At 32.5% G+C, this 21,562-nt stretch carries 18 protein-coding genes and 1 other RNA gene; 4 read left to right on the top strand and 15 right to left on the bottom strand.

Annotation, left to right across the window (positions count from 1 at the left end):
• Positions 1-248: 248 nt before the first annotated feature.
• Positions 249-1,049, top strand: a complete 801-nt coding sequence (locus RC62_RS13375) for a S24 family peptidase (protein WP_055095939.1) — start codon at positions 249-251, stop codon at positions 1,047-1,049.
• A gap of 78 nt (positions 1,050-1,127) precedes the next feature.
• Here RC62_RS13375 and RC62_RS13380 read toward each other — a convergent pair whose 3' ends face one another.
• From RC62_RS13380 to RC62_RS13435, 12 genes are all read right to left on the bottom strand, one after another.
• The gene (locus RC62_RS13380; protein ID WP_055095940.1) at positions 1,128-2,075 is read right to left on the bottom strand and encodes a hypothetical protein; all 948 of its coding nucleotides are present in this window, start codon (positions 2,073-2,075) and stop codon (positions 1,128-1,130) included.
• A gap of 8 nt (positions 2,076-2,083) precedes the next feature.
• Positions 2,084-2,716, bottom strand: a complete 633-nt coding sequence (locus RC62_RS13385) for a DUF4280 domain-containing protein (RefSeq protein ID WP_055095942.1) — start codon at positions 2,714-2,716, stop codon at positions 2,084-2,086.
• A gap of 3 nt (positions 2,717-2,719) precedes the next feature.
• Positions 2,720-3,718 (bottom strand): hypothetical protein, encoded by a 999-nt coding sequence (locus RC62_RS23045; protein WP_055095945.1) that lies wholly within the window; start codon positions 3,716-3,718, stop codon positions 2,720-2,722.
• Positions 3,719-3,729: 11 nt separating this feature from the next.
• Complete coding sequence (locus tag RC62_RS13395) at positions 3,730-5,031, bottom strand: hypothetical protein (RefSeq protein ID WP_055095947.1); 1,302 nt, start codon at positions 5,029-5,031, stop codon at positions 3,730-3,732.
• The gene (locus RC62_RS13400; protein ID WP_055095949.1) at positions 5,024-5,581 is read right to left on the bottom strand and encodes a DUF6046 domain-containing protein; all 558 of its coding nucleotides are present in this window, start codon (positions 5,579-5,581) and stop codon (positions 5,024-5,026) included. The genes RC62_RS13395 and RC62_RS13400 overlap by 8 nt, the downstream gene beginning before the upstream one ends.
• A gap of 19 nt (positions 5,582-5,600) precedes the next feature.
• Positions 5,601-6,071 carry a hypothetical protein gene (locus RC62_RS13405; protein ID WP_055095951.1) on the bottom strand — a complete coding sequence of 157 codons (471 nt, stop codon included), beginning with the start codon at positions 6,069-6,071 and terminating at the stop codon, positions 5,601-5,603.
• Between the two features lie 66 nt (positions 6,072-6,137).
• Positions 6,138-6,332: a hypothetical protein gene (locus tag RC62_RS13410; RefSeq protein ID WP_055095953.1), complete on the bottom strand. Its 195-nt coding sequence runs from the start codon at positions 6,330-6,332 to the stop codon at positions 6,138-6,140.
• A gap of 417 nt (positions 6,333-6,749) precedes the next feature.
• Entirely contained in the window at positions 6,750-8,759 is a 2,010-nt protein-coding gene (locus RC62_RS13415; protein ID WP_055095955.1) for a hypothetical protein, read from the bottom strand.
• Positions 8,760-8,860: 101 nt separating this feature from the next.
• The gene (locus RC62_RS13420; protein ID WP_055095957.1) at positions 8,861-10,489 is read right to left on the bottom strand and encodes a hypothetical protein; all 1,629 of its coding nucleotides are present in this window, start codon (positions 10,487-10,489) and stop codon (positions 8,861-8,863) included.
• Positions 10,490-10,658: 169 nt separating this feature from the next.
• Positions 10,659-10,850, bottom strand: a complete 192-nt coding sequence (locus RC62_RS13425) for a hypothetical protein (protein ID WP_055095960.1) — start codon at positions 10,848-10,850, stop codon at positions 10,659-10,661.
• Positions 10,851-10,860: 10 nt separating this feature from the next.
• Positions 10,861-12,213: a hypothetical protein gene (locus tag RC62_RS13430; protein WP_157472513.1), complete on the bottom strand. Its 1,353-nt coding sequence runs from the start codon at positions 12,211-12,213 to the stop codon at positions 10,861-10,863.
• A 23-nt stretch (positions 12,214-12,236) separates the two neighbouring features.
• Positions 12,237-12,863, bottom strand: coding sequence for a hypothetical protein (locus RC62_RS13435; protein WP_055095964.1), 627 nt, complete (start codon positions 12,861-12,863; stop codon positions 12,237-12,239).
• A gap of 376 nt (positions 12,864-13,239) precedes the next feature.
• On the opposite strand from RC62_RS13435, the gene RC62_RS13440 reads away from it, so the two are divergent.
• On the top strand, positions 13,240-16,230 hold the full coding sequence (locus RC62_RS13440) for a hypothetical protein (RefSeq protein WP_157472516.1): 2,991 nt from the start codon (positions 13,240-13,242) through the stop codon (positions 16,228-16,230).
• Between the two features lie 86 nt (positions 16,231-16,316).
• Here the strand turns inward: RC62_RS13440 and ssrA are convergent.
• Both ssrA and RC62_RS13445 read right to left on the bottom strand, forming a co-directional pair.
• Positions 16,317-16,713, bottom strand: a transfer-messenger RNA (tmRNA) gene (ssrA, locus tag RC62_RS22775).
• A 67-nt stretch (positions 16,714-16,780) separates the two neighbouring features.
• Positions 16,781-17,983 (bottom strand): serine hydrolase domain-containing protein, encoded by a 1,203-nt coding sequence (locus RC62_RS13445; RefSeq protein WP_055095967.1) that lies wholly within the window; start codon positions 17,981-17,983, stop codon positions 16,781-16,783.
• Between the two features lie 240 nt (positions 17,984-18,223).
• On the opposite strand from RC62_RS13445, the gene RC62_RS13450 reads away from it, so the two are divergent.
• The gene (locus RC62_RS13450; protein WP_055095969.1) at positions 18,224-19,426 is read left to right on the top strand and encodes an NAD(P)-dependent oxidoreductase; all 1,203 of its coding nucleotides are present in this window, start codon (positions 18,224-18,226) and stop codon (positions 19,424-19,426) included.
• Positions 19,427-19,522: 96 nt separating this feature from the next.
• Here RC62_RS13450 and fumC read toward each other — a convergent pair whose 3' ends face one another.
• A complete protein-coding gene (gene fumC / locus RC62_RS13455) occupies positions 19,523-20,908 on the bottom strand; it encodes a class II fumarate hydratase (protein ID WP_055095971.1) in 1,386 nt (461 codons plus the stop codon).
• A gap of 369 nt (positions 20,909-21,277) precedes the next feature.
• Between fumC and RC62_RS22885 the strand changes: the two genes are divergently transcribed.
• Entirely contained in the window at positions 21,278-21,448 is a 171-nt protein-coding gene (locus RC62_RS22885) for a hypothetical protein (protein ID WP_055095973.1), read from the top strand.
• The last annotated feature ends 114 nt before the right edge of the window (positions 21,449-21,562 follow it).

The following is a 21,562-nucleotide window of genomic DNA, read 5'->3' on the forward strand; positions in this document are numbered from 1 at the left end:
TTTTAAAATATACAACATATTGAGACGAAAAATGCAATAGTTTCAGTAATATGATTTGTATTTTTAGATCATATGTTCTAGTAATACAATAAGAAAGAGGTTACAAATGTATTGAAAATCAGTTGTTTTGTAAAAAATACTTCAAAGAATGCGATTATTTGTATAATATTATTTAGTTTTGCAACATATAGTGGAATGTTTGATAATTTTCAAAACATATTACATAAAAATATAAATGCAATTAAAACATGGAAATACATACTAAGATAAAACGTATTATAGACGAGATGAAGTTAAATAATAACTCATTTGCGAAATTAATAGGAGTTACAAGTACAACAATAGATAGTATCACTATTGGAAGATTGCAAGCGGATGGAGATAGAAAAAGAACAAAACCGGGATTTGATCTTCTTCAAAGTATAATAACCCATTGCAACGTAAATCCGGATTATTTTTTTGGAGAAAGCGATACTATTTTTATCAATAAACCAAATGTGGAAGTTGGTTTGCATTTGCCAAAGATTATAACGGTAAATGAAGCAGGAGAAGAAAATATTAATTTTGTTGGCGTTAAAGCACGTGCGGGATATTTAGACGGTTATGCTGATCCGGAATATATGGAAAGTCTTCCTTCGTTTAGCATGCCAATGCTAAAAAACGGAACATATCGATGTTTTGAAATTAAAGGAAATTCGATGTCGACAACAATCCATGACGGCGATTATCTTTTTGGAAAGTACGTCGATAATTTTGATGATATCCTTGACGGAAGAATCTATGTAATTATCAGTAAGAATGATGGAGTAGTGGTAAAAAGGGTTTTGAACAGAATCAGGGAAAGTGGAAAATTAATCCTTAAATCTGATAACAGAGACGGAAATTACCCAATGTATTCTATTTATGCCGAGGATATCCTGGAAGTTTGGTACGCAAGTATGTATGCTTCTAAACAAATGCCCGATCCAATAAATATTTATGAAAAGATTCATGATCTCGAAAGTAAATTCTATGAAATGGAAGAGAGTTTGAGGAAGAAGCTAAATTAGATAAAAACAAAAAAACTGCAACGATACGTTGCAGTTTTTTTGTTTTGGATCAGATTTTTTGAAATTCTTATTTTTAAATTATTTAAAATCCGGATATTTTTTTTCCATTTCTTTTTTCCAATTATTATAACTAATTGTTGTGACATATTTTTCATGAAATACTTTATATTTTTTAGAGAAGTACAATTGGGCATAATGCTGTTTGTCAATTTGTGTTTGAGTTAATGTACTTTTTCTTTCTAGCAAAGTATATATTTTTTTACCCATACTATGTAACCAAAGTTCTTTTTTAGTAGGTTCTAATTTCTGGGTTGAGGTATCATAATACATCCAGCCATTTTTATTTTGCCATGCTGATGATAAGTAACTGTTTAAAATGGAATGGTAGCTGTTAAGTGTTAAATTATTATATTCGAAACCTCTTCCATCATCAATAAAGGAAAAATTAGTATTACCGAATATTTTAATTTTTTTATCAGTAAAATCAGCAAGTTCTGCTAAGAAATCTGAATCATCAGCTTCGTTACAAGCTACCGAAATAAAAGTTCCGTTATCCAGTAATTGTCCTATTAATAATTTTAATCCCAGAAATCCTTTTATTTCAGTCAATTTAGTTCCTTTTTTGTAAATAGTCTTACTTTTATCACATATCGTGACAGCATATGCTTCGTCTACTTCAGCTGGAGGTTCTAATTTCGAAATTACATTTTTTATTTCTTTCATTCGGTATGACATCAATTCTACCCTTTTTGCTGATCCTAGCGCAGTGTCAGAAAAGATATTACCATGATGAACAATACAAATATTCTTATAGTCATATTTTTCGTTTAATTTTTTTATAGAATCAATATCTATAGTATTTAGTTTTACAACTTTCCAAATATCATTAAAGGTTCTGTCAAATTGTGCCTTACCTCCTAATTCCAGAACAATTAAAAGATTTATTTCGTCTCTTTTTACAACTAACTTTTTATCTTGAAAACTATTATCGCCATTGACTTCCTTTATTCTAAATGTTCTATCCATTTTTTATGCTAGTTTATATTTTCAAGTAATATTTCTTCTTTTAAAACGGCAATACCATCTACATTTACCTCACCACTAAATTTTAATAGTTTGGTATTTTCTTTAATGTCTTTTCCGTTTATTTCATCTATTACGATGACGACCGTTTCTCCTTCTTTGTAGTTTTTTGTTTCTACAACCAAACTTACTTTTTCTCCAATATGTGCGGTATCTATTTCACTATCCAAATCTCCGTTTTTCCACGTAATATTTAATATTTCCTTTGTCAAAGGTGTTATCACCGGAGGAGAATAATCATCAATAATTACTATTTTTGGTCCGGTTTGTAGCGGATCTTTAATAGTAATTTCTCCTCCAATGGTACATTTTACGGTTGAAGTTGCTAAAAGGGCTTTTTTATTGTTTTCTTGTACATTACTGGCGGGTTTCTCCCATTTAGTTACAATGCTGGGGCTACATGGATTATTTTGATTTGCTGCACAAGTTCCGAAAAAAGGACTTTTGAAGGTTTTGTCATCATCAGTAGCCATCAATTTATCCTGTATAAAAATGTTTTTTTGAGATATTACATCTAATATACCTGGCGCAGAACCTTTATCACAGGCACATAAAGCACCATTACATACATATTTAGTAGCCATAGATTAATTGATTTTTACATTATCTCCGCTAATAATAGTATCTCCGGTGGCATTAATATTTATCTTTTCTGTAGATTTTATATTGATATTTTTAGCCTCAATGTTAATGTCGCCTTCCGTTTTTAGAGTAATGGCTGTTTTTCCTTTAAGTTCGATTAAATTTTGATCGTCTTTTTTTAATCGAATACTATCAGCGTCTCCATTTAGTTCAAACGCTAATTTTTTTAGTTCATCATCTTCAAATAAATATCCTGCTATTTTGTTTTTTTCAATTGCAAATGAAGATTGTTTTTTATCCTCTTCGGTTTTTAATAAAATAGCGTATTTTTCAGGTGTTGCCAGCATAGAATTTAGTTCTTTGCCAGTGTTGTTCTTAAATTTGAAAGAAACAGCATCTTTAGAAACCGTCAAAGCCAATCGTTCTTTTATTTCTTTGTTTTCAATTGAATTGAAAGTTGTTGTTAAGCTATCCGGTGTAAAATGTGTAATGGCCAATGGATTTTCATTGTCATCAAAGTAGCTAATTTTAAAATTTCGGTCTTTATCAAACTCTATTTTTGCGACATCAACAATTTTAGTTTCATCAGTCTCTGTTTCAGAATCTGTGTTCATATAGCGAATATGTAGTTTATTGCCATCTGCACTATAATCTACGTATAATTTAGAGTCACTATGATCCTGTATTCTTCCCATTACTCTGTCAACTTCAGAAAATTGCGAAATAAAAGCTCTGGTTTCTACACCGTCAATAATGGTAGCCAAAACCCAGCTGTCTTTTTTGGGGATTGTAATAATTCCTTGTTCTAAATCCTGAATGGAAGCTTTTAGTCGTACGTTTTTAAGGATTGCTCCATCAGCACGCATGATATTTACAGTATAAGCATCTTCCGGATTATGGAGCGATTCTGTTTCATTATTTATTTGGATGACTTTTGCCGCAAAGGTTTCAATAATTTGATTTTTACTGGCGACATCTTTTATTAGATCTGTTATATTTCCCATTTATGTGTTTTTTATACTATTTCTACTCTTCGTCCTATAAAAATTCTTTGCCTGTAGCCGTTTTCGCCAAAGCTTCGTTCTACTTTTTCGACCTGAAAAGTGCCGTTTTTTTCTTTATCCTTTGCGTTTTCAAGAATTACCTGATCTGTAGGTCGCACAAAAGGCTCTCCAAAAGTCAGAAAAGAACCTTCAAATCCACTTGGTTTAGATTCCATTGCTCTTAAGGCAGCATATTGATACAATTCTGACGCAACTTCCGTGGTTGCTTTTTTGAAAGCTTCAGGATCTTTAGGCAAATCATCTGTGTCATTATGCAATACATGGGTTTTGGTTAATTGTCCATTCGGATCTCCTAATTCGATATAGATTGGCGTATTGGAGTTTTTAAAGTATTTTTCTACCCGCATTCGCGTATTCTTTGTAGACTCTTTGACTACAACTAATTTATCTTCGATAATATTATAACGAAATCTAAAACGCACTTTTCCTAAAAAACGATCAGAAAGCGATTGAGTGGCTTTGCTTAATTGAGAACTCAAAATAGCGAGTCCCTGATTAATCAATTTTTTTACTAATGTTCCTGCTAATGGGCTCTTAATAAAATTTCGATCTATAAAACCGGCTAATTCAGTTGCAGTATGTTGTTGCGGATTATTGGTAATTGTAAGGACAGGAGCGGCATCTTCGATTTTAAAATAAGTATATATTCCTTTGTCTTTCAGTATTTCAAAAACTTGCGCCAGGCTTTGGTTTCTGTTGATTATTATATTTCCTAATTCTTCGTCAAGAGCATTTATCTTAAAAGGTAATTTCAATTCTTTGATTCTCTTTTCAAAGAAAGTTTTAGGATTAAAATTTTCAACGTTCGCAGTTGGATTTGTAGCTACAAAATTCATAGTATCATTCTTATCCTGAACATCATCATCTTTTACGGCTTTTACTTTTTTTAAAGCATACATTGCATCTTCGCACGTTATTACAGCATTTATATCTGCTTGTACGCCTGTAATGTAGCCTCTAAAAGCAGGCTTGTAATCACCATCATAGCCTAAAAATATTTCTATGAAATTTTCGAGTTTAAAAAAGTCATGAATTGTTTTTTCAGTACCGCTTGCATTTGTAAACAAGCTCTGGTCAAATCCTTTTGTGTCTGTATATACTTTTTGGGGCATTACAATGGTGGCTGTATCAGTAAGGGATTTGTATGAACTGCTTATGTCTACATTTTTTACATAGGTAAATTCATAAAATTTAGGAGTCGGGATAAGTTGTACTGTTTCGTAAACTCTAATTTTAGCATTTAGTTTAAGCATTGTCTCTGATTATTAGTTCTACAGTTTCATCTGATGTGGCGCTGGCAGTAAATTTTTGAATGTTTTTTGTTCCTGAAATTGACGGAATAGAGTAGGAGTCTATCACTAATTCGTAAATACCAAATCGGTTCAAAATCGCATGTGTTACTCTTAAGGCATAAGGCGCATTTAGGAATTGTTTCAATAAAAAAAGCTTTTCTTTGGGATATTCATCTCCGGTTTCACTAGCGATTAATCCTTCTATCGAAATGCTGAAATCGCCATTTGTAATGTGTTCTTTTATGGTTGAATCCCTGCCTTCTATGCCTTCTTTTTTTATGATTTTTGAGCGGTTTAGATTAACTGTAACAGCATCTATTCTTAAAGCAGGCAAATTAAGATCTGTTTTTATCAGAGGTTCAAAAACCAAAGGAGCAAAAACTCTCAAATTAAATTCACCTCCGGTTTTGTCGATAATAAAATCTTTCGATTCTGATTCGTTATAGTTAATACCAGTATATTCAGTATCTTTTGTATTTAAAATTTCGTTTACATTAAAATTGAATTTCATAATGATTTATTTTGTTTTTTTAATTTGAAAATGTTTGTGCAAGAGCTGTCATGAAGGTGTTTTCCAGTCTTTTATCGTTGTGTTTTTGAAGCCAAAGCGCTTCTTCAAGTAATTTGTAAAACTCATCGATTGATAATTGGTACGGATCTACCTGAAAAGCATATCGAATAAGGGCAGCAGATTTTTTAAATTCATCTTTTTGTGGTGTTGGGTCTATAGTAAATTCACTATCGTTTTTGATCATTGCTACAATAGAATTCCCTGCCGAAAGCATGAATTCGTCATCATAAATCTGCTGGTCAAGAACGCATTCCTTAAATAAAAACAGAATCGCTTCATGCGGATTGTCTTTATATTTTTTTTGATAGTTTAGAAATATAGTAAAGGATGGTTTCTTGCAGTAAGTCGTTGTTAAAAGATCCTCTGAGGTCAGTTTTAATACTGTTCCGTATTTTTCTTTTAATTTTTCTATGGTTGTTTCGTCTGGCATTTTTTCTGGTTTTAGGTGTTTTTCTTTTGTTATGAAGCAGAGTGGAATTAAAAGATTTTAGAATATTTAAATACTGCTGTCCCTGCTTTCCTTTTTTATAATTTCGGTCAGGCTTTCTCCATTTTCAGATAGATTTAAAGGCGTGATATTAAAACTTTCTATAAAAATGCTTCCTTCTGATGCCTGCATTAAAGGATTTTTGAAATTACTCATGTCTGGTGTTTTAGGTGTTTCTCCTAAATCTCTGGGTGTATAATCCATGATTAGTTATTGTTTAATTGTTACTATGATTGCTAAAAGTTATTTGTATAGTTGAGGTGCCCACTTTCACAAATATTTTGAAAGCAGTAATTTTTTTGCGCCTTTCAGGCAAACCAATTGTTGGAATTAGAGTATGTAAAAATACGGCGGAAGAGTGTGAAAAACGAAAAAATGAAGGTCTGTATTCAGTAGTTTCAGTAACAAAAAAATGTTTGTAAATTATTGTTTATCAGTGTTTAAAAGTTTTTTTTGTTCAGATAATCTATTAAATATTTTAGAATAATTACAATCATGTTTTTCTCAAATACGCAGAAGCAAAAATACCCAGGAAGCCAGAGAATTTATATTCTCAGGCATCTTGGATGTTTATTTTAAAATGGTAATGAATTGTTTTTATGCTCTAATTATAATTTCATTTTATGGCAAAGGAGTTGCATATGTTTTTACGGTTAAAATATCTGAAGCATCTCGTTCTTCATAGAATAATTTATGATTGTATTTATTCATTTTAATTTGAATTTCATTTAAATCTGTTGAATTGGTGTAAATATCCCTTCCTGACACAGATGGCGGTGCATAAAAAACGTTGCTTAGTATATCATTAAATATGACATTACCCAATTTAGATCTGTTGAAGATTGACATTGAAAGCATGAGGCAATTATTAAATATTAATTTGCTGTTTTCATAAAATAATATTGAATACTCATTACGTTGATTATAATAGAAAAACAAAGTACAGTTGTTAATTTGAGAATTATTAAAATTATAATAAGTTGATGAACCGCCTAAAAGTACTTTTTTTAAAAATGAACCTTGTATGTTTTCTATTCTTAACCATCTAACAGAAGGATTAGGAGCACTACTATAATTATTAGTATTAACCCCAATTACAGAATTAAAAATTTGCGAAGAATTTGCTCCCTCAATCATGAAGTACGGTAATGACTTTATTTTACTAATCACTATTTCTGCCTTACTATTATCAGATGTGATATGAAAACTATCTAAAAATAAGCTTTCGTATATTTTACTAAAAGTTCCGCTGATTGTAACAGAACATACAAATGTTGTATTGCTTAATACTTCAGCATCTATATTAGTATCAAAATTTATTTCACTTAAATTATTTTGAATCACGGTATTGTCAAAAGATCCGGAAACCTTCATCATTTTAATATTGACGGGTTGATGATTTTGATCTATTTTAAAGATTGTAAAATCTTTGGCCTGATCATAAGAACTAACCTCCATTGTGAAATCAATAATCTTTGTGTCAGCATCTATAGCTAATGATTCACTATCTAAATCTGACGCTATATAAAAACGTTCAGTTGTTGTTTTAGTTGAGTTAGTAGCTGTAAATTGGTAAACACCAGCAAATCCGGTTAGCGAAGTAACTGGCTGATCCTGATTAAGTATTTTTAAAATTGAATCAGCAGAAATTTTCCATCGGCGATAGCGTTGCACTCTCCAGTCAATTTTTAAATCAATATTAAGAGCATTATTGTATCGTCTTAATATTGTTCCTTTTGTTGCAACATTGCCTGCAACAGGCAATCTATATTCGATAATATCATCAGGATATGTAATTGATTTTCCTTCTAATTCAAATTCGTTCGTAGATTTTGCCCTTAAAATAATCGATTCTAAAGGAACTCCCGGGTTTTCATCTGCTAACATATTCATATACTGCGTACCATTATGTACTTCAGTATTTAATACTCCTCCGGGGCGTATTACAGGTTTTCCGTTAGAATCATTAACAACTAAATTATCAGCAATTCCATTAGAATATCTGGGCATTGAGTATTCAAATTCTAATCCTAAAACATTTTGCATTCCATTAGCAAAACGGAAATAATAACCCAGATATGAAAGGGAAACAGTTGTGCTTGAACCAACGGTTAACGCCCCTGAATAACCGGCCGGAAGCTTACTAATTACCACAGTTTTGCCTACAATTAAATTTAAATCATATCCACCGTTTAGAGCAGCGTAATTTGCCGGAAAAGAATCAATTCGTTTTGTTGTTATGTTTGGAGCGGAGTCTGAACCATTAATAGTATAAATGGTTTGAAAATCATTTATCAAATAATAATTACCCGGAATCAAAGAGTTAGATTCTACCAGATTTAAAATATCTTCTGTATTTAAATTGTTTTCTGTTTTTACAAATTCATTGACAAAATCATAAACTGTTTTTGAAGACGGATAATCATTGTTTGTTGATGATGAGGAAATGGTTAAGCTTTTATTTCCTAAGTTTTCTTTAGAATCAAGCGAACTTACAAGATTTGTTATACTGTTTTGCGGGATCGTTTCGTCTTTATGCCAAAAGCTTTGCCAGGAAGACCAGAATTGTTCCTGCGTTGGTTTTTTGCCGGTTTTAAACCAGTTGAGAATGGTATTGATATTTGTTGCCATATTGTATTTGGGTTAACTATTAAATTAAATTGTAGATTTTGAGATGATTAAGTTTTCTTAAATTATTACTCTTTAAAAAAGTATAACCTGTGGGATTGTTTTTAAAAAGAAGTTGCATTGACTCTAAACCAAGTATTAGGGGCTGCACACCAATAGATAAAACTGGAAGTCACTCTAATCTCTCCTGGTTCACCTTTGTCTGTAGAGGAACTGGGAGGTGTTGTCCCTATTTTAATATCTTGAGTAGTTGCGAGGGTATAATTACCACTTGCTTTATTTGGCATAAAATAAGTTCCGTTACCACCTTCTCCCCATAGAGTTGCGTGATTACCAGTTCCGTCTAAAAACTGTATCTGGCGACTTCCGTAGTGAGTGTTTTTTTCAAATGTACCAGATTCAGATATTGATATAACTCCGGGACCTAAAACCGTTCTTCCTGCTCCAAGTTCATTTATAATATTTTGACCATTAGAAATTATTGGATTTTTTGTAACAACTTGCTGTAATGTAGAACTCTGACTTGGTGGTATGTCATCTGTTGTTGCTAATGTTCCTGATCGTGAAGGGAAATTAAAATCTAAAGGAGTTTCTACATTCGTATTAAATCGTATTGGTTTATCAGCAACTGATCCAATAACAAATTGATGGTCATTTGATGGCAATAGATTTCCTCCATCTCCATATTTTAATCCGGATAATATTATAACATTGTTATTCGTATTACTTCTTGCTGCATTTATACCTATACCTACTGTACCTGATCCGGAATTAAGATTACCAGAAAAAGATCCTAAAAATGTATTACTCATTCCTGAACTTGATTGTCCGGCATAAGTTCCAAACATACTTGAATAATAATTTCCTGATGCATATGCTCCGGCTCCAATACCAACTATTGTATTGTAATTGCTATTAGGTAAACCCTGTCCGGTATTGGCAGATCCTAAGAGTACATTATTTCCTGGTGTTGGATTGATCCAGACTCCTCCAATATTGGCAGATTTGCCGGAAGTATTCCCTTTTTCTAATACTTCATCTAAAGTTTGTGCATCTCCGGCACCTTCAATTACAATATTTCCCGTTTCATCTGCTAAGTTTCCGTTTATAGACAAAGGCATAATTCTATCTCCTGATGCATTAGGTACATTTACAGTTAACCCCTCAGTAACAAGGTCAGATCTAAGATTAAAGGAGCCTCCTCCGCCCATCTTTAAGAACAAACCATTAAGATGACCAAAAAAAGCTTGCTTTATTCCGCCATTGACAGAAAAATATAATTGTTCATTACCAAAAGAAGATTCTGTTGAAAGTTCTGCTTCATTTTGAGTAACCACATATAAACCATTACTTGAAAACTCAGACCATTGTTTGTCTTTAGTTGATACATATACTCCATAATCGTTTACCTGAACTTGCTGTGTTGATTCTTCTCCTATAAATATTTCCTGAGATGATCTATTACCATTTGTCAGTACTTGATCTAAATTTTGGGATCCAACACCTCCTACAGATATATCTCCATTTCCTATTAAAGATTCTCCATTGATTGTTTTAAAATCGGATTGGTCTGTTTTTGAATTCAGCAATTCATCAATCCCTTCAACATCTTTTACGGGAACTTTGTCATATTTATGTCTAAAGGAATCCCAAGTATCCCAAAATTGAGCTTGTGTTGGTTTTAAACCAGTTCTAAACCAGTTTTTTATTGTGTTTAATGTTTGTATTGCCATTTTATTATTTAAATTATTTGTGGATTTTTTAGGGAAAATTTAGCTTTCCGGATATATCCCCAAGGTTTTTAGAAAATTTATACTCCTTAGAATCTTGGGTATATTTGTTTAAAATGAGATAAGAGTTATTTTGAAACCAAATGATTTTTTTAGTTTCTTTTTATCAGTTTTAGTTTTCTTCTTTAGAAAATAAAGGGGCAATGCCAGGCAAGGCAGCGGACAAAAACAAACCAAATAGTTTGATTCTATTGATTGTCAGCAATGAAAAACCTGCTTCTTGTAAAAGATCGAACTTCGTGTCTATAAATCCTGTTAAGACAATTAATAAACCAACGATTACTGCAATTTTTGTTTTGTTCATATTTTAGTTTTTAAGGAGTTACTGTTTTAAAAGAGTATTCAATCCATCCAGTAGAGGTTTTTTCATACATAATAAATTTTGATGCGTCAGACGGGTCTACAATGTGTGTTCTAACTTTAAATCCATTTGGAGCATTTGCAAAGTCTGCATCTAAATTTGTTGCTGAGACTGCTGTAGTCGCAGAGCTATCATATGCAAACTCATCTCTTAAGGCCAACTGTCCGTTAGTATCTGGCATCGTCACAAAAATTTGTGTACTTGATCTTTGAGTTGGGGATTTTGATAATTCAATACACGAACCACCTTTTGAAAAAGACAAAGCATTATTTCTTAAATAAACTTTTCCGGATGAGCTCTGTGATCCAATTTCATTATTCTTCATGTAAGTTGAAGTTATATGATCGTTACTCTCTAATTTTAAAGTTTGTGTTCCGGTAACAGTACCATTTGTAGTAACCATTTGTGCCAAATCATCTGTGGTGGCTAAGGTATATTCTCCATTTATCTTATCGGGAAAACTATAAGTACTTGTTCTTGTAATGTCTTTTGTGGGTGATCCTTTTAATCTTACATTAGTTACGAAACTATCTGAAATTGCATTGCTAAAATTAATTCCATCATTGAAAACTTGTGTTGCATTATCTGCTCCATAAACATGTACTCCATTATATAGCATAAACGCACTTTCAATATAGCCCGTATTTGGAGATTCAAATTTTAGTACTTGTCCAGTATTATCTGTACTTCCTGATAATAGTACCTGACTTAAATTAGGGATTTCATCTCCTCCTACTGAAATTTCAATGTTACCGCTTGAATCAGCAAAGTTCCCATTAACAGATATTGGTAAGGTGTGAGTATTGTAACCGGAAATAGGTTTTGGAAATTTTAATTCTAATTGGGTATTATTACTTTGCGGCCATGTAGCATTCCCTTCTAGCCAATAATTTATACTTGAGTCAGAATAAGTAGTCTGAGCAGATCTTCCTTCATTACTAGGAGATTCTTTTTTATAATATTGAAAACCTCTGTCCGGATAAATAAAACAGTAGGCCGTAAAAGGATTGTCAGAATAACTTGCACCATTTGTTGGATAGCTGGAGTTGATTATATATGGATTGTTTATATCTCCAGATCCATTGATTGTTACGTTATAGCCAGCCGTAATATAAGTTGATGAGCTAGTACCAAAACTGCTTTTAGGCATAAACTTTACAATTTTATCTTTACCCCATACAAGCACACTATCGCTGGTAAAGCCTTTGTTTACTGTGCTTAGTTGTAAAGGTTTAGTTGTAATCTGATTTTGTGCATCTGCCATCATCCCGATGATTAACATGCACAGTATAATTGCTTTTTTCATATTGATTTGTTTTAATGTTTAGCTTATCTTTCTTCGTTTGGTATTATAAATTCTTTCGAATCGTCAAAATCACCAATAGTATCTCTTAATTTAATAATAGTGCCAGGTGTTAATTCAAGCCATTGTACCGATGTTTTTGGGTAGGAAGCACTAAAATATTCTACTGAAAATTCGAGTTGTCCTGGTCTTTTAGACATAAGGGTAACTCCATTATAGGTACCACAGCTATAAGCTCTTTGCAATACTTCATCATTAAGTTCATAAATAATAAAGTCACCGTAGTTTGGATCGTTATAATCAAATGATATAATTCTCCCTACACTATTGTTTGTATTAGTAAAACTGCTCATCAAACTGGTGTCTCCACCATAATATGTTGCTTCGCTAAGAAAATTACCTTCGCAATATCCTATTACGCTATCGCCAATTTCTAATTCATTAGCAGTATTTGGATCAACTTTAAAAATTAAAAACTGTCCGGATGGAATAATTTTATCTCCAAATAGTTCGTCAATTCCTTCAATGTCTTTTGCAGGAATTTTTTCGTACTTATGTCTAAAGGAATCCCAGGTATCCCAAAATTGAGCCTGTGTTGGTTTTAAACCAGTTCTAAACCAGTTTTTTATGGTGTTTAATGTTTGTATTGCCATTTTCTTATTTTTAGTTATATAGATTATAAATTTTGCTGAAATCAGCACTTTTAATTGGTCGATTAAAAGAATTTTGATGGTTTTTCTTGTCTGGAATTTTTGGCGTTTTTCTTTTGCCTTTCGATAATAAATAATCCATAATGGCTATTGTTTTTAGTATGATTTATATATAAGGTGTGATGATTGTTTTTAACTGAAATTAACAGCAGAATTTGCAAATCATATTGCATAAAAGTCAATTTTTGAGGGTGTAAAAGTAGAACAGAAGAATAGAAAAACTGCAAAAAAAAGTCTTGTGAATTCGGTAGTTTCAGTAAGTTGTATTTTTGCTGAAGCTACTGAATACAAGTGTTTTAAAATTTAGAAAACGTAAATATTGATATTACTTTTACCCTCAGAAAAACACCTAGCGATGAGTAAAAATTCAATTCACAATTTCGATATTTTAATAAAAAATACTGCTGATGTAAAAAGTTCAGAAGACTTAACGAATGCTATTATAAAAGAGTTAGCCAAAGTCTCAAAAGAAATGAGCCAGCAAAAAGATATAGTGCAGGAATGGCAAAAGCAAAATGCTGCTCCTATGGCAAACAATTCTGGTTCCCTAATCGAAGGAGGCGCTATCGATACCAGTGCTGAAACAAAAACAGCAACATTGGTTAGCAATACTCCTTCGGTCTTTGGGGAAACGACTTCCAGTACCTTAATAGGGGAGAGCGTTGCTGGTAACAATAGAACAGCAACAATGAATTCTTCCGCATCAGGAGCAGAAAATAATACCCTTAACTTCAGCAACGGCACAACAAATCAGACTTATGCAGGTTTGGCGGCACAAAAAACTTTAACAATACCTCACAGTACAAGCAACGAACCTGCTTTAGAAGTTATTAAAGCGGCAATTAAAAAGAAATTAGATACTGCTATCGCAATAAATAATAAAGGAGAAATAGCCTATTGGAGACAGATTACTAAAGCTTTTAAGAAAGGTGCCACTGCTCAGGATTTTAATGGCAAAAAGGATCATGAACTTTTTACAAAAATGTATTTTGGATTACAAAAATGGCGTCTTGCTGAAATTGGAGAGTCTGCAATTAATAATATAAATTGGGGAGATGCAAGCGAGTTAATGATTTTGAAATTATTGCAATTATCAAGTGAAGAAACAAATGAAAATTTGAAAGAATATTATAAAAGGATGATTAAAGAAATTAAAAATCCGGATATAAATGTCCAAAAACTATTTTCAGAACATGATGAACTATTCTTATTATTAAAATCAGTTTTTCCTAATTTGCCTGGCAAAGTAACCATCCAAACTCAAAAAATAATATATCCCAATTTAAGTCCTCAAAAAATGTACCCTAACATTGGACTAAAAGATATGTACTTTATTTGGTCAGGAACGTTGTTGGATGAAATAGAGATTAAATATGGTAAAGGTGAGATAGAATGCTGTTTTTTTAATCCCTTTCCCCCATTAAAAATAGGTCAATGGTATGATTATGACAGAATTGATAATCCTACCGAAGAAGGCTCTACTTTCTGGGACGCTTCTTTGTATAATACCCTAAATGGCCAGCATTATTTATATCATACCATTGCACAACGTCACGCTTATTATCAATTCGTTGATGCTTATTTAAAGACAAGAGGCATAATATCTGAGTGGTTTGATGCAGCGGCAAGAGTAACAATGGGGTCTATTAGAACTGCGATAGATGGTGAAATGGCATTAGGAGCTCCAGAAATGTTTTTAAATCTTTGGTTCTTATCTGACGAAACAGATGATTTCTTAAAAGGAGGCAATAGATATTTATTTGCTGATAATATGAATAATGTAAAATTACTTTTAGAAGGCAAAGGAACGTTAAGTGGAGAATTTATCGATGCTAAAGGAAATAAGCAAAGTTTTAAAAATTTATCTCAACAAGAATTAGATTTTAAATTGGTAGAATTTGAACAAACTGTAGTTCAGGATTATATAAATTCATCTTTTAATGATTTAAATAATAGTTTTCTGAAAAAATCCTTAGATGAAGTTTCAGAAACTACCGGAAATAGGGATTTAGATGCTATTATTAAACAGATTAATGACAATTTTACACTTTGGATGGCTCCTGATATCACAGAAGATATTATGGAAAAACATTTTACTACAAACAAAAAGATAACTTTCAATTTTGCAAAATATGATGATAGGGTAAAGCTTGGGCAATTGATGGTAAAAGAATTGTATTATTTAAAACTGAGCGATACTTTTAAAGTGGATAATATTGATAAAATCCTGAAAGATCCTGGAAAATATAAAGTTGAAACGTTTGTGCATTTTAAGATTGACCCAAAAAAGGCAATAAGAGAAGAGTCAAAACATTTAAAAGAATATAAGTTACTTGAGCGTTTATCAAGAATAAAAGGTAAACTTAATGAAAAAGTAATCTATGTATTGTCAAATTTAGATGAGCTCGTTATACTTGTTTTAAATACCGGAATTTCTGCAATTGAAGAAGTAATATATTCATTAATAGATATTGGTGAAGAAGTAACAACAGACCTAACGGATCTTTATGATGAAATTAGTGAAGAATTTGAAAGAACGAAATTAAGTGATCATTATAGTGAAACATATGTTGATTTAATTAAAAATCTATACAATGAAATAACAGAAATTAATGATATAAGAAAAAAAATAGAGGAAAAGATAGCAGAAAAAATAAAAGAAAAAAGAATAAAAATACGTGAAAAAATTAAGCAGGAAATTATTGATTTGCCTAATGAAATAGCTGGAAACGTATTGGCTAAAACTGCAAACCGAATTTATCCCGGAGTTAGAAGACTGGATCATGAAAACGAAAAGCAAGCATTATTTAGAAAAAGTTACGAAGCCTCAGTAGCTATTTTGCTTTATGAATTTGCAACAGGGACAGGGCCAAAGGAGCGTAATTTCGATTTTTATCAACATAAATTTGCTCAGGCTATCTTACAAGACCGAATGATTCAGGAAATCATGGAAGAAACTTTAAAGTTATTAAGACAAACCAATTACGACTTTGTTACCAAACCTAATAGTAAAGAATTATTAATTAGCTTAGAATTTAGTCCAACGCTTAGCTATGCTATTGAAAGTGTTGATAAACATTTCGATTCTAACCTTGCACAAATTTTTATAGGCGGAGCATTTGCTTTAGTACGTATAAACAACGGCAAGTTAGAGGGGTACATTTATAATGAGACATCAAGAGAATCATTGATACTTCATTTAAATGTTGGAAATATAAAACGTCATGACAATGGAATTGAGGAGCAAAGATTATCTACTATTATACAAAGGTTTTATTTTACTTTTGAATTGCCGTACAATATTAAGTAGTTAAAAAAATGTTGTCGGCATAATGTTGGCTAAAATGTAAAATAAAAAATCGCAATTGCCATTATTATAGGTAATTGCGATTTTTTTTGTGGAGTCGCCGGGAATCGAACCCGGGTCCAAACAAGCAACTAAAGAGCTTTCTACGCGTTTATTTCCTGATTGGATTTTCGATGTTAAGCTAGGTCAGGAACAACCACTCAACACTTATCTTCTTAATTTCGATATCCACCCGAAGCTCATGGAAATCTAGGTCTATTTTTACGGTTCCCCTGTACTGACCGCCACAAACCAAGGCTTTCAAGGAGAATCCAGCTTCCCTATCTGATAGGGACGTGGCTTAATCTTACTATAATTCGGATTATGCAGCTAAAGCGTAGTTATTTTCGCCGTGTAAAATTGTAAGATCTTATATTTACGAGCAAGGTCTCAATGCTCGACGTGCTTACTTTTCAATTCGACTTGCTGTCAAAACCAGTCGACCCCAAAAATGAGTTTGCAAATTTATACTATTTGAAGTTAGGTTTGTAATAAATTTTGCAGAAAAATAATATTATTCTTCATCTTTAAATTTAAACGGATAATCACCAAAAATTGGAGCCAGTTTACGAACCGCATAAGTGTTTCTGGTCATTTTATTTGATAAAGCAATAATAGTAACATGCTCTTTCATCAACGGAATATACGATGAGGTATTACCATGCCACCAACCGTTGTGAAAGTAATAATTTTGTCCGGAATCCCAATTGATCATTCTAATACCAAGACCATAATTTTTTGTTCCTTTGCGTTCGTTGCTGTAACCAGTATAAACTTGTTTTAAAAGTTCCGGCTTTAAAAATCCGGGGGCATTTCTTGCCCTGTCAAATTTTAAAAGATCTCGTACTGTAGAAAAAACGTTTTTATCTCCGTAAACATTATCCAGATAATCAAAACCAATCTCTACACCATTACCTTTATAAGACGGAACAATTTTTTTTCTTTCCTTATCATCGTCAAAAACATAAGTATGCGTCATTCCTAAAGGTTTGAAAATCATTTGAGACATCGCTTCTTTATAAGTCAGTCCAGTGATTTTTTCAATAATAAGCGCAAGCATGGCATAATTTGTATTGCAATAGCTAAAACGTGTTCCGGTTCTTGATTCTAATCCAACATTTTTTGTTGCTAAAATATCTAAGATATCTTTATTGGTTAGTTGATTGTGCCTGTCCCAAACAGATTTGTCGTGATCTGTAAAATAGGCATAATTACGCATTCCGCTGCGATGGCTTAAAAGCATCCTGATAGTACAATCCTCATATGGAAATGTTTTCAGAATTGTATTTACTTTTTGGTCTAAATCAATTTTACCGGCATTTACCAATTTCAAAACTGCAGTTGCAGTCAAAACTTTGCTGACAGAAGCAATTTGTACAGGTGTTTCTGCTGTAATTTTAGTTCCTTCATTTTTATTGGCAAAACCATTATATCTCTCAAAAATAATCTGACCGTTTTTTGCCACTAAAAAACTTCCGTTCATACTATTGTTAGGCCAGTTTTTAACATAAAAATGATTTATTCGTCCTGTTACTGAATTTATGTAAGCTTGCGAAATCTTAGTTTCCGGACCTAACGGTTTCATTTTAGGTAAAGTATCTTCGACTTCAGGAGTTGTATTTATTTGAGTCTTTTTGTCATTACCACAAGAGCTCAAAACTAGTATTGAGAAAAGTATTTGTGGTATCTTTGTTTTTTTAAGGAAAATCATTTTCATCGTTCTTTAAAAACAAATATATAGAATTCAATATTTATGTTTTGGCTTTTTTCGATTATTGCAAACGTTTTTTTAACAAAAAATTAAGACTTTGTTTAATTAGTTGATTGTAAGTCAGCTCCTAACGGTTTCAAAACATTCTAAATTGTATTTTAACAACAAAACTTTAACTAAATTTGTTATATTTGAAACAAATTGAACTTAAAAAGTTATATTAATAATTATTTTAATCAGCTATAAATGAAATTTGGAATTATAAAAGAAAGAAAAAGTCCGCCGGACAGACGTGTTGTGTTTTCACCAAATGAACTTGCAAAACTTAAACAAACATATCATGATGCTGTTGTTGAAGTAGAGAGTTCGGATATTAGGATTTTTTCAGATGTTCAATATAAAAGTTTGGGAATTACGATTACAGATGATGTTTCTGATTGTGATGTATTGTTTGGCGTAAAAGAAGTTCCTGTTGAAAATTTGATTCCAAATAAAGCCTATTTCTTTTTTTCTCATACTATAAAGAAACAGCCTTATAATCAGAAGCTGATAAAAGCAATTTTAGAGAAAAATATTGATCTATATGATCATGAAACAATTGTTGATGATCAAAATCGTCGTTTAATTGGTTTCGGAAAATATGCCGGAATGGTTGGTGTTTATAACGGAATTCGTGCTTTTGGAATAAAATTTGAATTATTTAAATTACCCAAAGCAGAAACCCTTGCCGGAAAAGATGCATTGATCATGCACTTGAAACGTATTAACTTGCCAGCACTAAAATTTGTAGTTACCGGAACCGGAAAAGTGGGAAATGGAGCAAAAGAAATTCTCGATGCCATTAAAGTAAAAGAAATTACGGTTGAAAATTATTTAAGTAAAAATTACGCACAACCCGTTTACGTTCAGTTAGATGTTTTAGAATATAATAAACGAATAGACGGCGAAGTTATTGATTTTAATGATTTTGTTGCGCATCCGGATCAATATGTTTCTGACTTTGAAAAGTTTACAAAAGTATCAGATATTTATTTTGCAGGACATTTTTATGCTACTGGAGCTCCAATGATTTTAACCAGAGAAATGCTGAATGCCAGTGATTGTAAATTAAAAGTCGTTGCTGATATTTCTTGTGATGTAAAGGGTCCAATTGCGTGTACGTTGCGTTCCTCGACAATTGAAGAACCTATTTATGGATATTTTCCTTTGGAAGATAGAGAAGTTGAGGTTTTTCATCCGGCAGCGGTTGTCGTAATGGCAGTTGATAATTTACCGTGTGAGATCCCAAAAGATGCTAGTGAAGGGTTTGGTGAACAGTTTATGGAACACGTGATCCCAGCTTTCTTTAATGGTGATAAAGACGGAATTCTAAAACGCGCTAAAATTACCGAAAAAGGAAAACTAACAGAAAGATTTAGTTATTTACAAGATTACGTAGACGGGAAATAAGTAAAAAGTCTCAGTTTTCAGTTCTCAGTGCATAACTTTTACAAAGTTTGACCGATTCTAAGAACTGAAAACTGTGACTAAAAACTGAAAACTTTTTTATACCATTTCTTCTGGTTTAACCCAGGCATCAAAATCTTCCGGAGTTACATAACCTAAACGAACAGCTTCATCTTTTAGGGTTGTTCCGTTTTTATGAGCGGTTTGCGCAATTTCGGCAGCTTTATAATAGCCTATTTTGGTATTTAAAGCCGTAACCAGCATCAGTGAATTATCTACCAATTCTTTGATACGTTTGTAGTTGGGTTCGATTCCCTGAGCACAATGTTCGTCAAATGAAATGCAGGCGTCTCCTAATAAACGTGCCGATTGCAGGAAGTTAGCCGCCATAACAGGTTTAAAAACATTTAATTCATAATGTCCCTGCATTCCGCCAACAGCAATTGCCATATCATTACCAATAACTTGTGCACAAACCATTGTTAAAGCCTCGCATTGGGTTGGGTTTACTTTTCCCGGCATGATAGAAGATCCCGGTTCATTTTCAGGAATATGAATTTCTCCAATTCCGGAACGTGGTCCTGATGCCAGCATTCTAATATCATTTGCTATTTTGTTTAGAGAAACAGCCAATTGTTTTAATGCTCCGTGAGTTTCAACAATCGCATCGTGTGCTGCCAGGGCTTCAAATTTATTTTCGGCAGTTACGAAAGGCAGGTTGGTGAATTTTGCAATATATTCGGCAACTTTTACGTCATATCCTTTTGGAGTATTTAATCCGGTTCCTACTGCGGTTCCGCCCAAAGCGATTTCTGATAAATGAGATAAAGTATTTTTAATTGCTTTTAATCCAAAAGATAATTGAGCGGCATATCCTGAAATTTCCTGTCCTAAAGTTAATGGTGTAGCATCCATAAGATGTGTACGGCCAATTTTTACAACAGCTGCAAATTCATTTGCTTTTGCTGTTAAAGTAGCGTGAAGTTTTTCTACTCCAGGAATAGTAGTTTCAATTACCATTTTGTACGCTGCAATATGCATTGCAGTAGGGAAGGTGTCATTTGATGATTGTGATTTGTTTACATCGTCATTTGCTTTTATAAAGGGTTCGCCTTCGCCAATATTGAAACCTTTTAAAACTTGTGCACGATTCGCGACAACTTCGTTTACGTTCATGTTACTTTGTGTTCCTGAACCTGTTTGCCAAATTACAAGCGGGAATTCATCTTTTAATTCTCCAGCCAGAATTTCATCACAAACTGCCGCAATTGCATCACGCTTCTCTGCAGGTAAAACTCCTAAATCAGCATTGGCGTAAGCGGCAGCTTTTTTTAGATAAGCAAAACCTTCTATGATTTCTTGTGGCATAGACGCTGAAGCTCCAATTTTAAAATTGTTTCGGGAACGTTCTGTTTGTGCTCCCCAATATTTATCAGCCGGGACCTGAACTTCGCCCATCGTGTCTTTTTCTATTCTGTATTTCATGATGTTGTATGTAAAATGTTTATATGTAATTTGTGAAATGTTGTGCTAAATGTGACGCGGATTGAACGGATTTTTCTTCTTTATGATTGAAACTTATTGTGAAAACGGTTTTCATAGCCCCGATAGAAGTGGAAATCCTTTTATGGCGGGGTTCGCCATAAAAGATTGTAATGGATAGCGGGAAATAGCTCCTGAAAACACTCATAATCTTCTAGTTTAGATAGTTAAATAATTATCGAGAAAAAAGCTTATTTAAAATGAGTTTAAATATACGGATTATTGTGATTTTACGAAAATTGATTTGGTTTTTATTGCTAACGAAAAATATAAAACATACATTTGTGCTTACATTCAAAAATTCCGGAAAACATGTTTGAATTTTCACAGTACTTAGGTTTTTTACTTTTCTTGACCATACTAACTATAGGGTTTTGGTTGATGTTTTTCTTAGTTGGTTTCGTATCTTATTGGGTTACGGGAGCAAGCTGGGAACTAATCAAAGAGAAAAGAGCAAAAAAGAAACAAGAACAAGCAATTTAATTTTAAATTGTCTTCATAAAAAAAGGACCCGTTTTTACGAGTCCTTTTTTTTATGCTTTATGTTTTTTAACTCATAAAAAAAGGACCCGTTTTCACGAGTCCTGTTATAAGTTA

Source organism: Flavobacterium aquidurense, from assembly GCF_001404985.1.
Classification (GTDB): domain Bacteria; phylum Bacteroidota; class Bacteroidia; order Flavobacteriales; family Flavobacteriaceae; genus Flavobacterium; species Flavobacterium aquidurense_B.

Excerpts from the sequence above, each read along its gene's own strand:
- RC62_RS22885 (WP_055095973.1), top strand. The coding sequence starts at position 21,278 with ATGTTTGAATTTTCACAGTACTTAGGTTTTTTACTTTTCTTGACCATA.
- RC62_RS13380 (WP_055095940.1), bottom strand. The coding sequence starts at position 2,075 with ATGGATAGAACATTTAGAATAAAGGAAGTCAATGGCGATAATAGTTTT.
- RC62_RS13425 (WP_055095960.1), bottom strand. The coding sequence starts at position 10,850 with ATGAACAAAACAAAAATTGCAGTAATCGTTGGTTTATTAATTGTCTTA.
- RC62_RS13415 (WP_055095955.1), bottom strand. The coding sequence starts at position 8,759 with ATGGCAACAAATATCAATACCATTCTCAACTGGTTTAAAACCGGCAAA.
- RC62_RS13400 (WP_055095949.1), bottom strand. The coding sequence starts at position 5,581 with ATGAAATTCAATTTTAATGTAAACGAAATTTTAAATACAAAAGATACT.
- RC62_RS13445 (WP_055095967.1), bottom strand. The coding sequence starts at position 17,983 with ATGAAAATGATTTTCCTTAAAAAAACAAAGATACCACAAATACTTTTC.
- RC62_RS13375 (WP_055095939.1), top strand. The coding sequence starts at position 249 with ATGGAAATACATACTAAGATAAAACGTATTATAGACGAGATGAAGTTA.
- RC62_RS13430 (WP_157472513.1), bottom strand. The coding sequence starts at position 12,213 with ATGAAAAAAGCAATTATACTGTGCATGTTAATCATCGGGATGATGGCA.
- fumC (WP_055095971.1), bottom strand. The coding sequence starts at position 20,908 with ATGAAATACAGAATAGAAAAAGACACGATGGGCGAAGTTCAGGTCCCG.
- RC62_RS13450 (WP_055095969.1), top strand. The coding sequence starts at position 18,224 with ATGAAATTTGGAATTATAAAAGAAAGAAAAAGTCCGCCGGACAGACGT.
- RC62_RS13405 (WP_055095951.1), bottom strand. The coding sequence starts at position 6,071 with ATGCCAGACGAAACAACCATAGAAAAATTAAAAGAAAAATACGGAACA.
- RC62_RS13435 (WP_055095964.1), bottom strand. The coding sequence starts at position 12,863 with ATGGCAATACAAACATTAAACACCATAAAAAACTGGTTTAGAACTGGT.
- RC62_RS13420 (WP_055095957.1), bottom strand. The coding sequence starts at position 10,489 with ATGGCAATACAAACATTAAACACAATAAAAAACTGGTTTAGAACTGGT.
- RC62_RS13395 (WP_055095947.1), bottom strand. The coding sequence starts at position 5,031 with ATGCTTAAACTAAATGCTAAAATTAGAGTTTACGAAACAGTACAACTT.
- RC62_RS13410 (WP_055095953.1), bottom strand. The coding sequence starts at position 6,332 with ATGGATTATACACCCAGAGATTTAGGAGAAACACCTAAAACACCAGAC.
- RC62_RS13385 (WP_055095942.1), bottom strand. The coding sequence starts at position 2,716 with ATGGCTACTAAATATGTATGTAATGGTGCTTTATGTGCCTGTGATAAA.
- RC62_RS23045 (WP_055095945.1), bottom strand. The coding sequence starts at position 3,718 with ATGGGAAATATAACAGATCTAATAAAAGATGTCGCCAGTAAAAATCAA.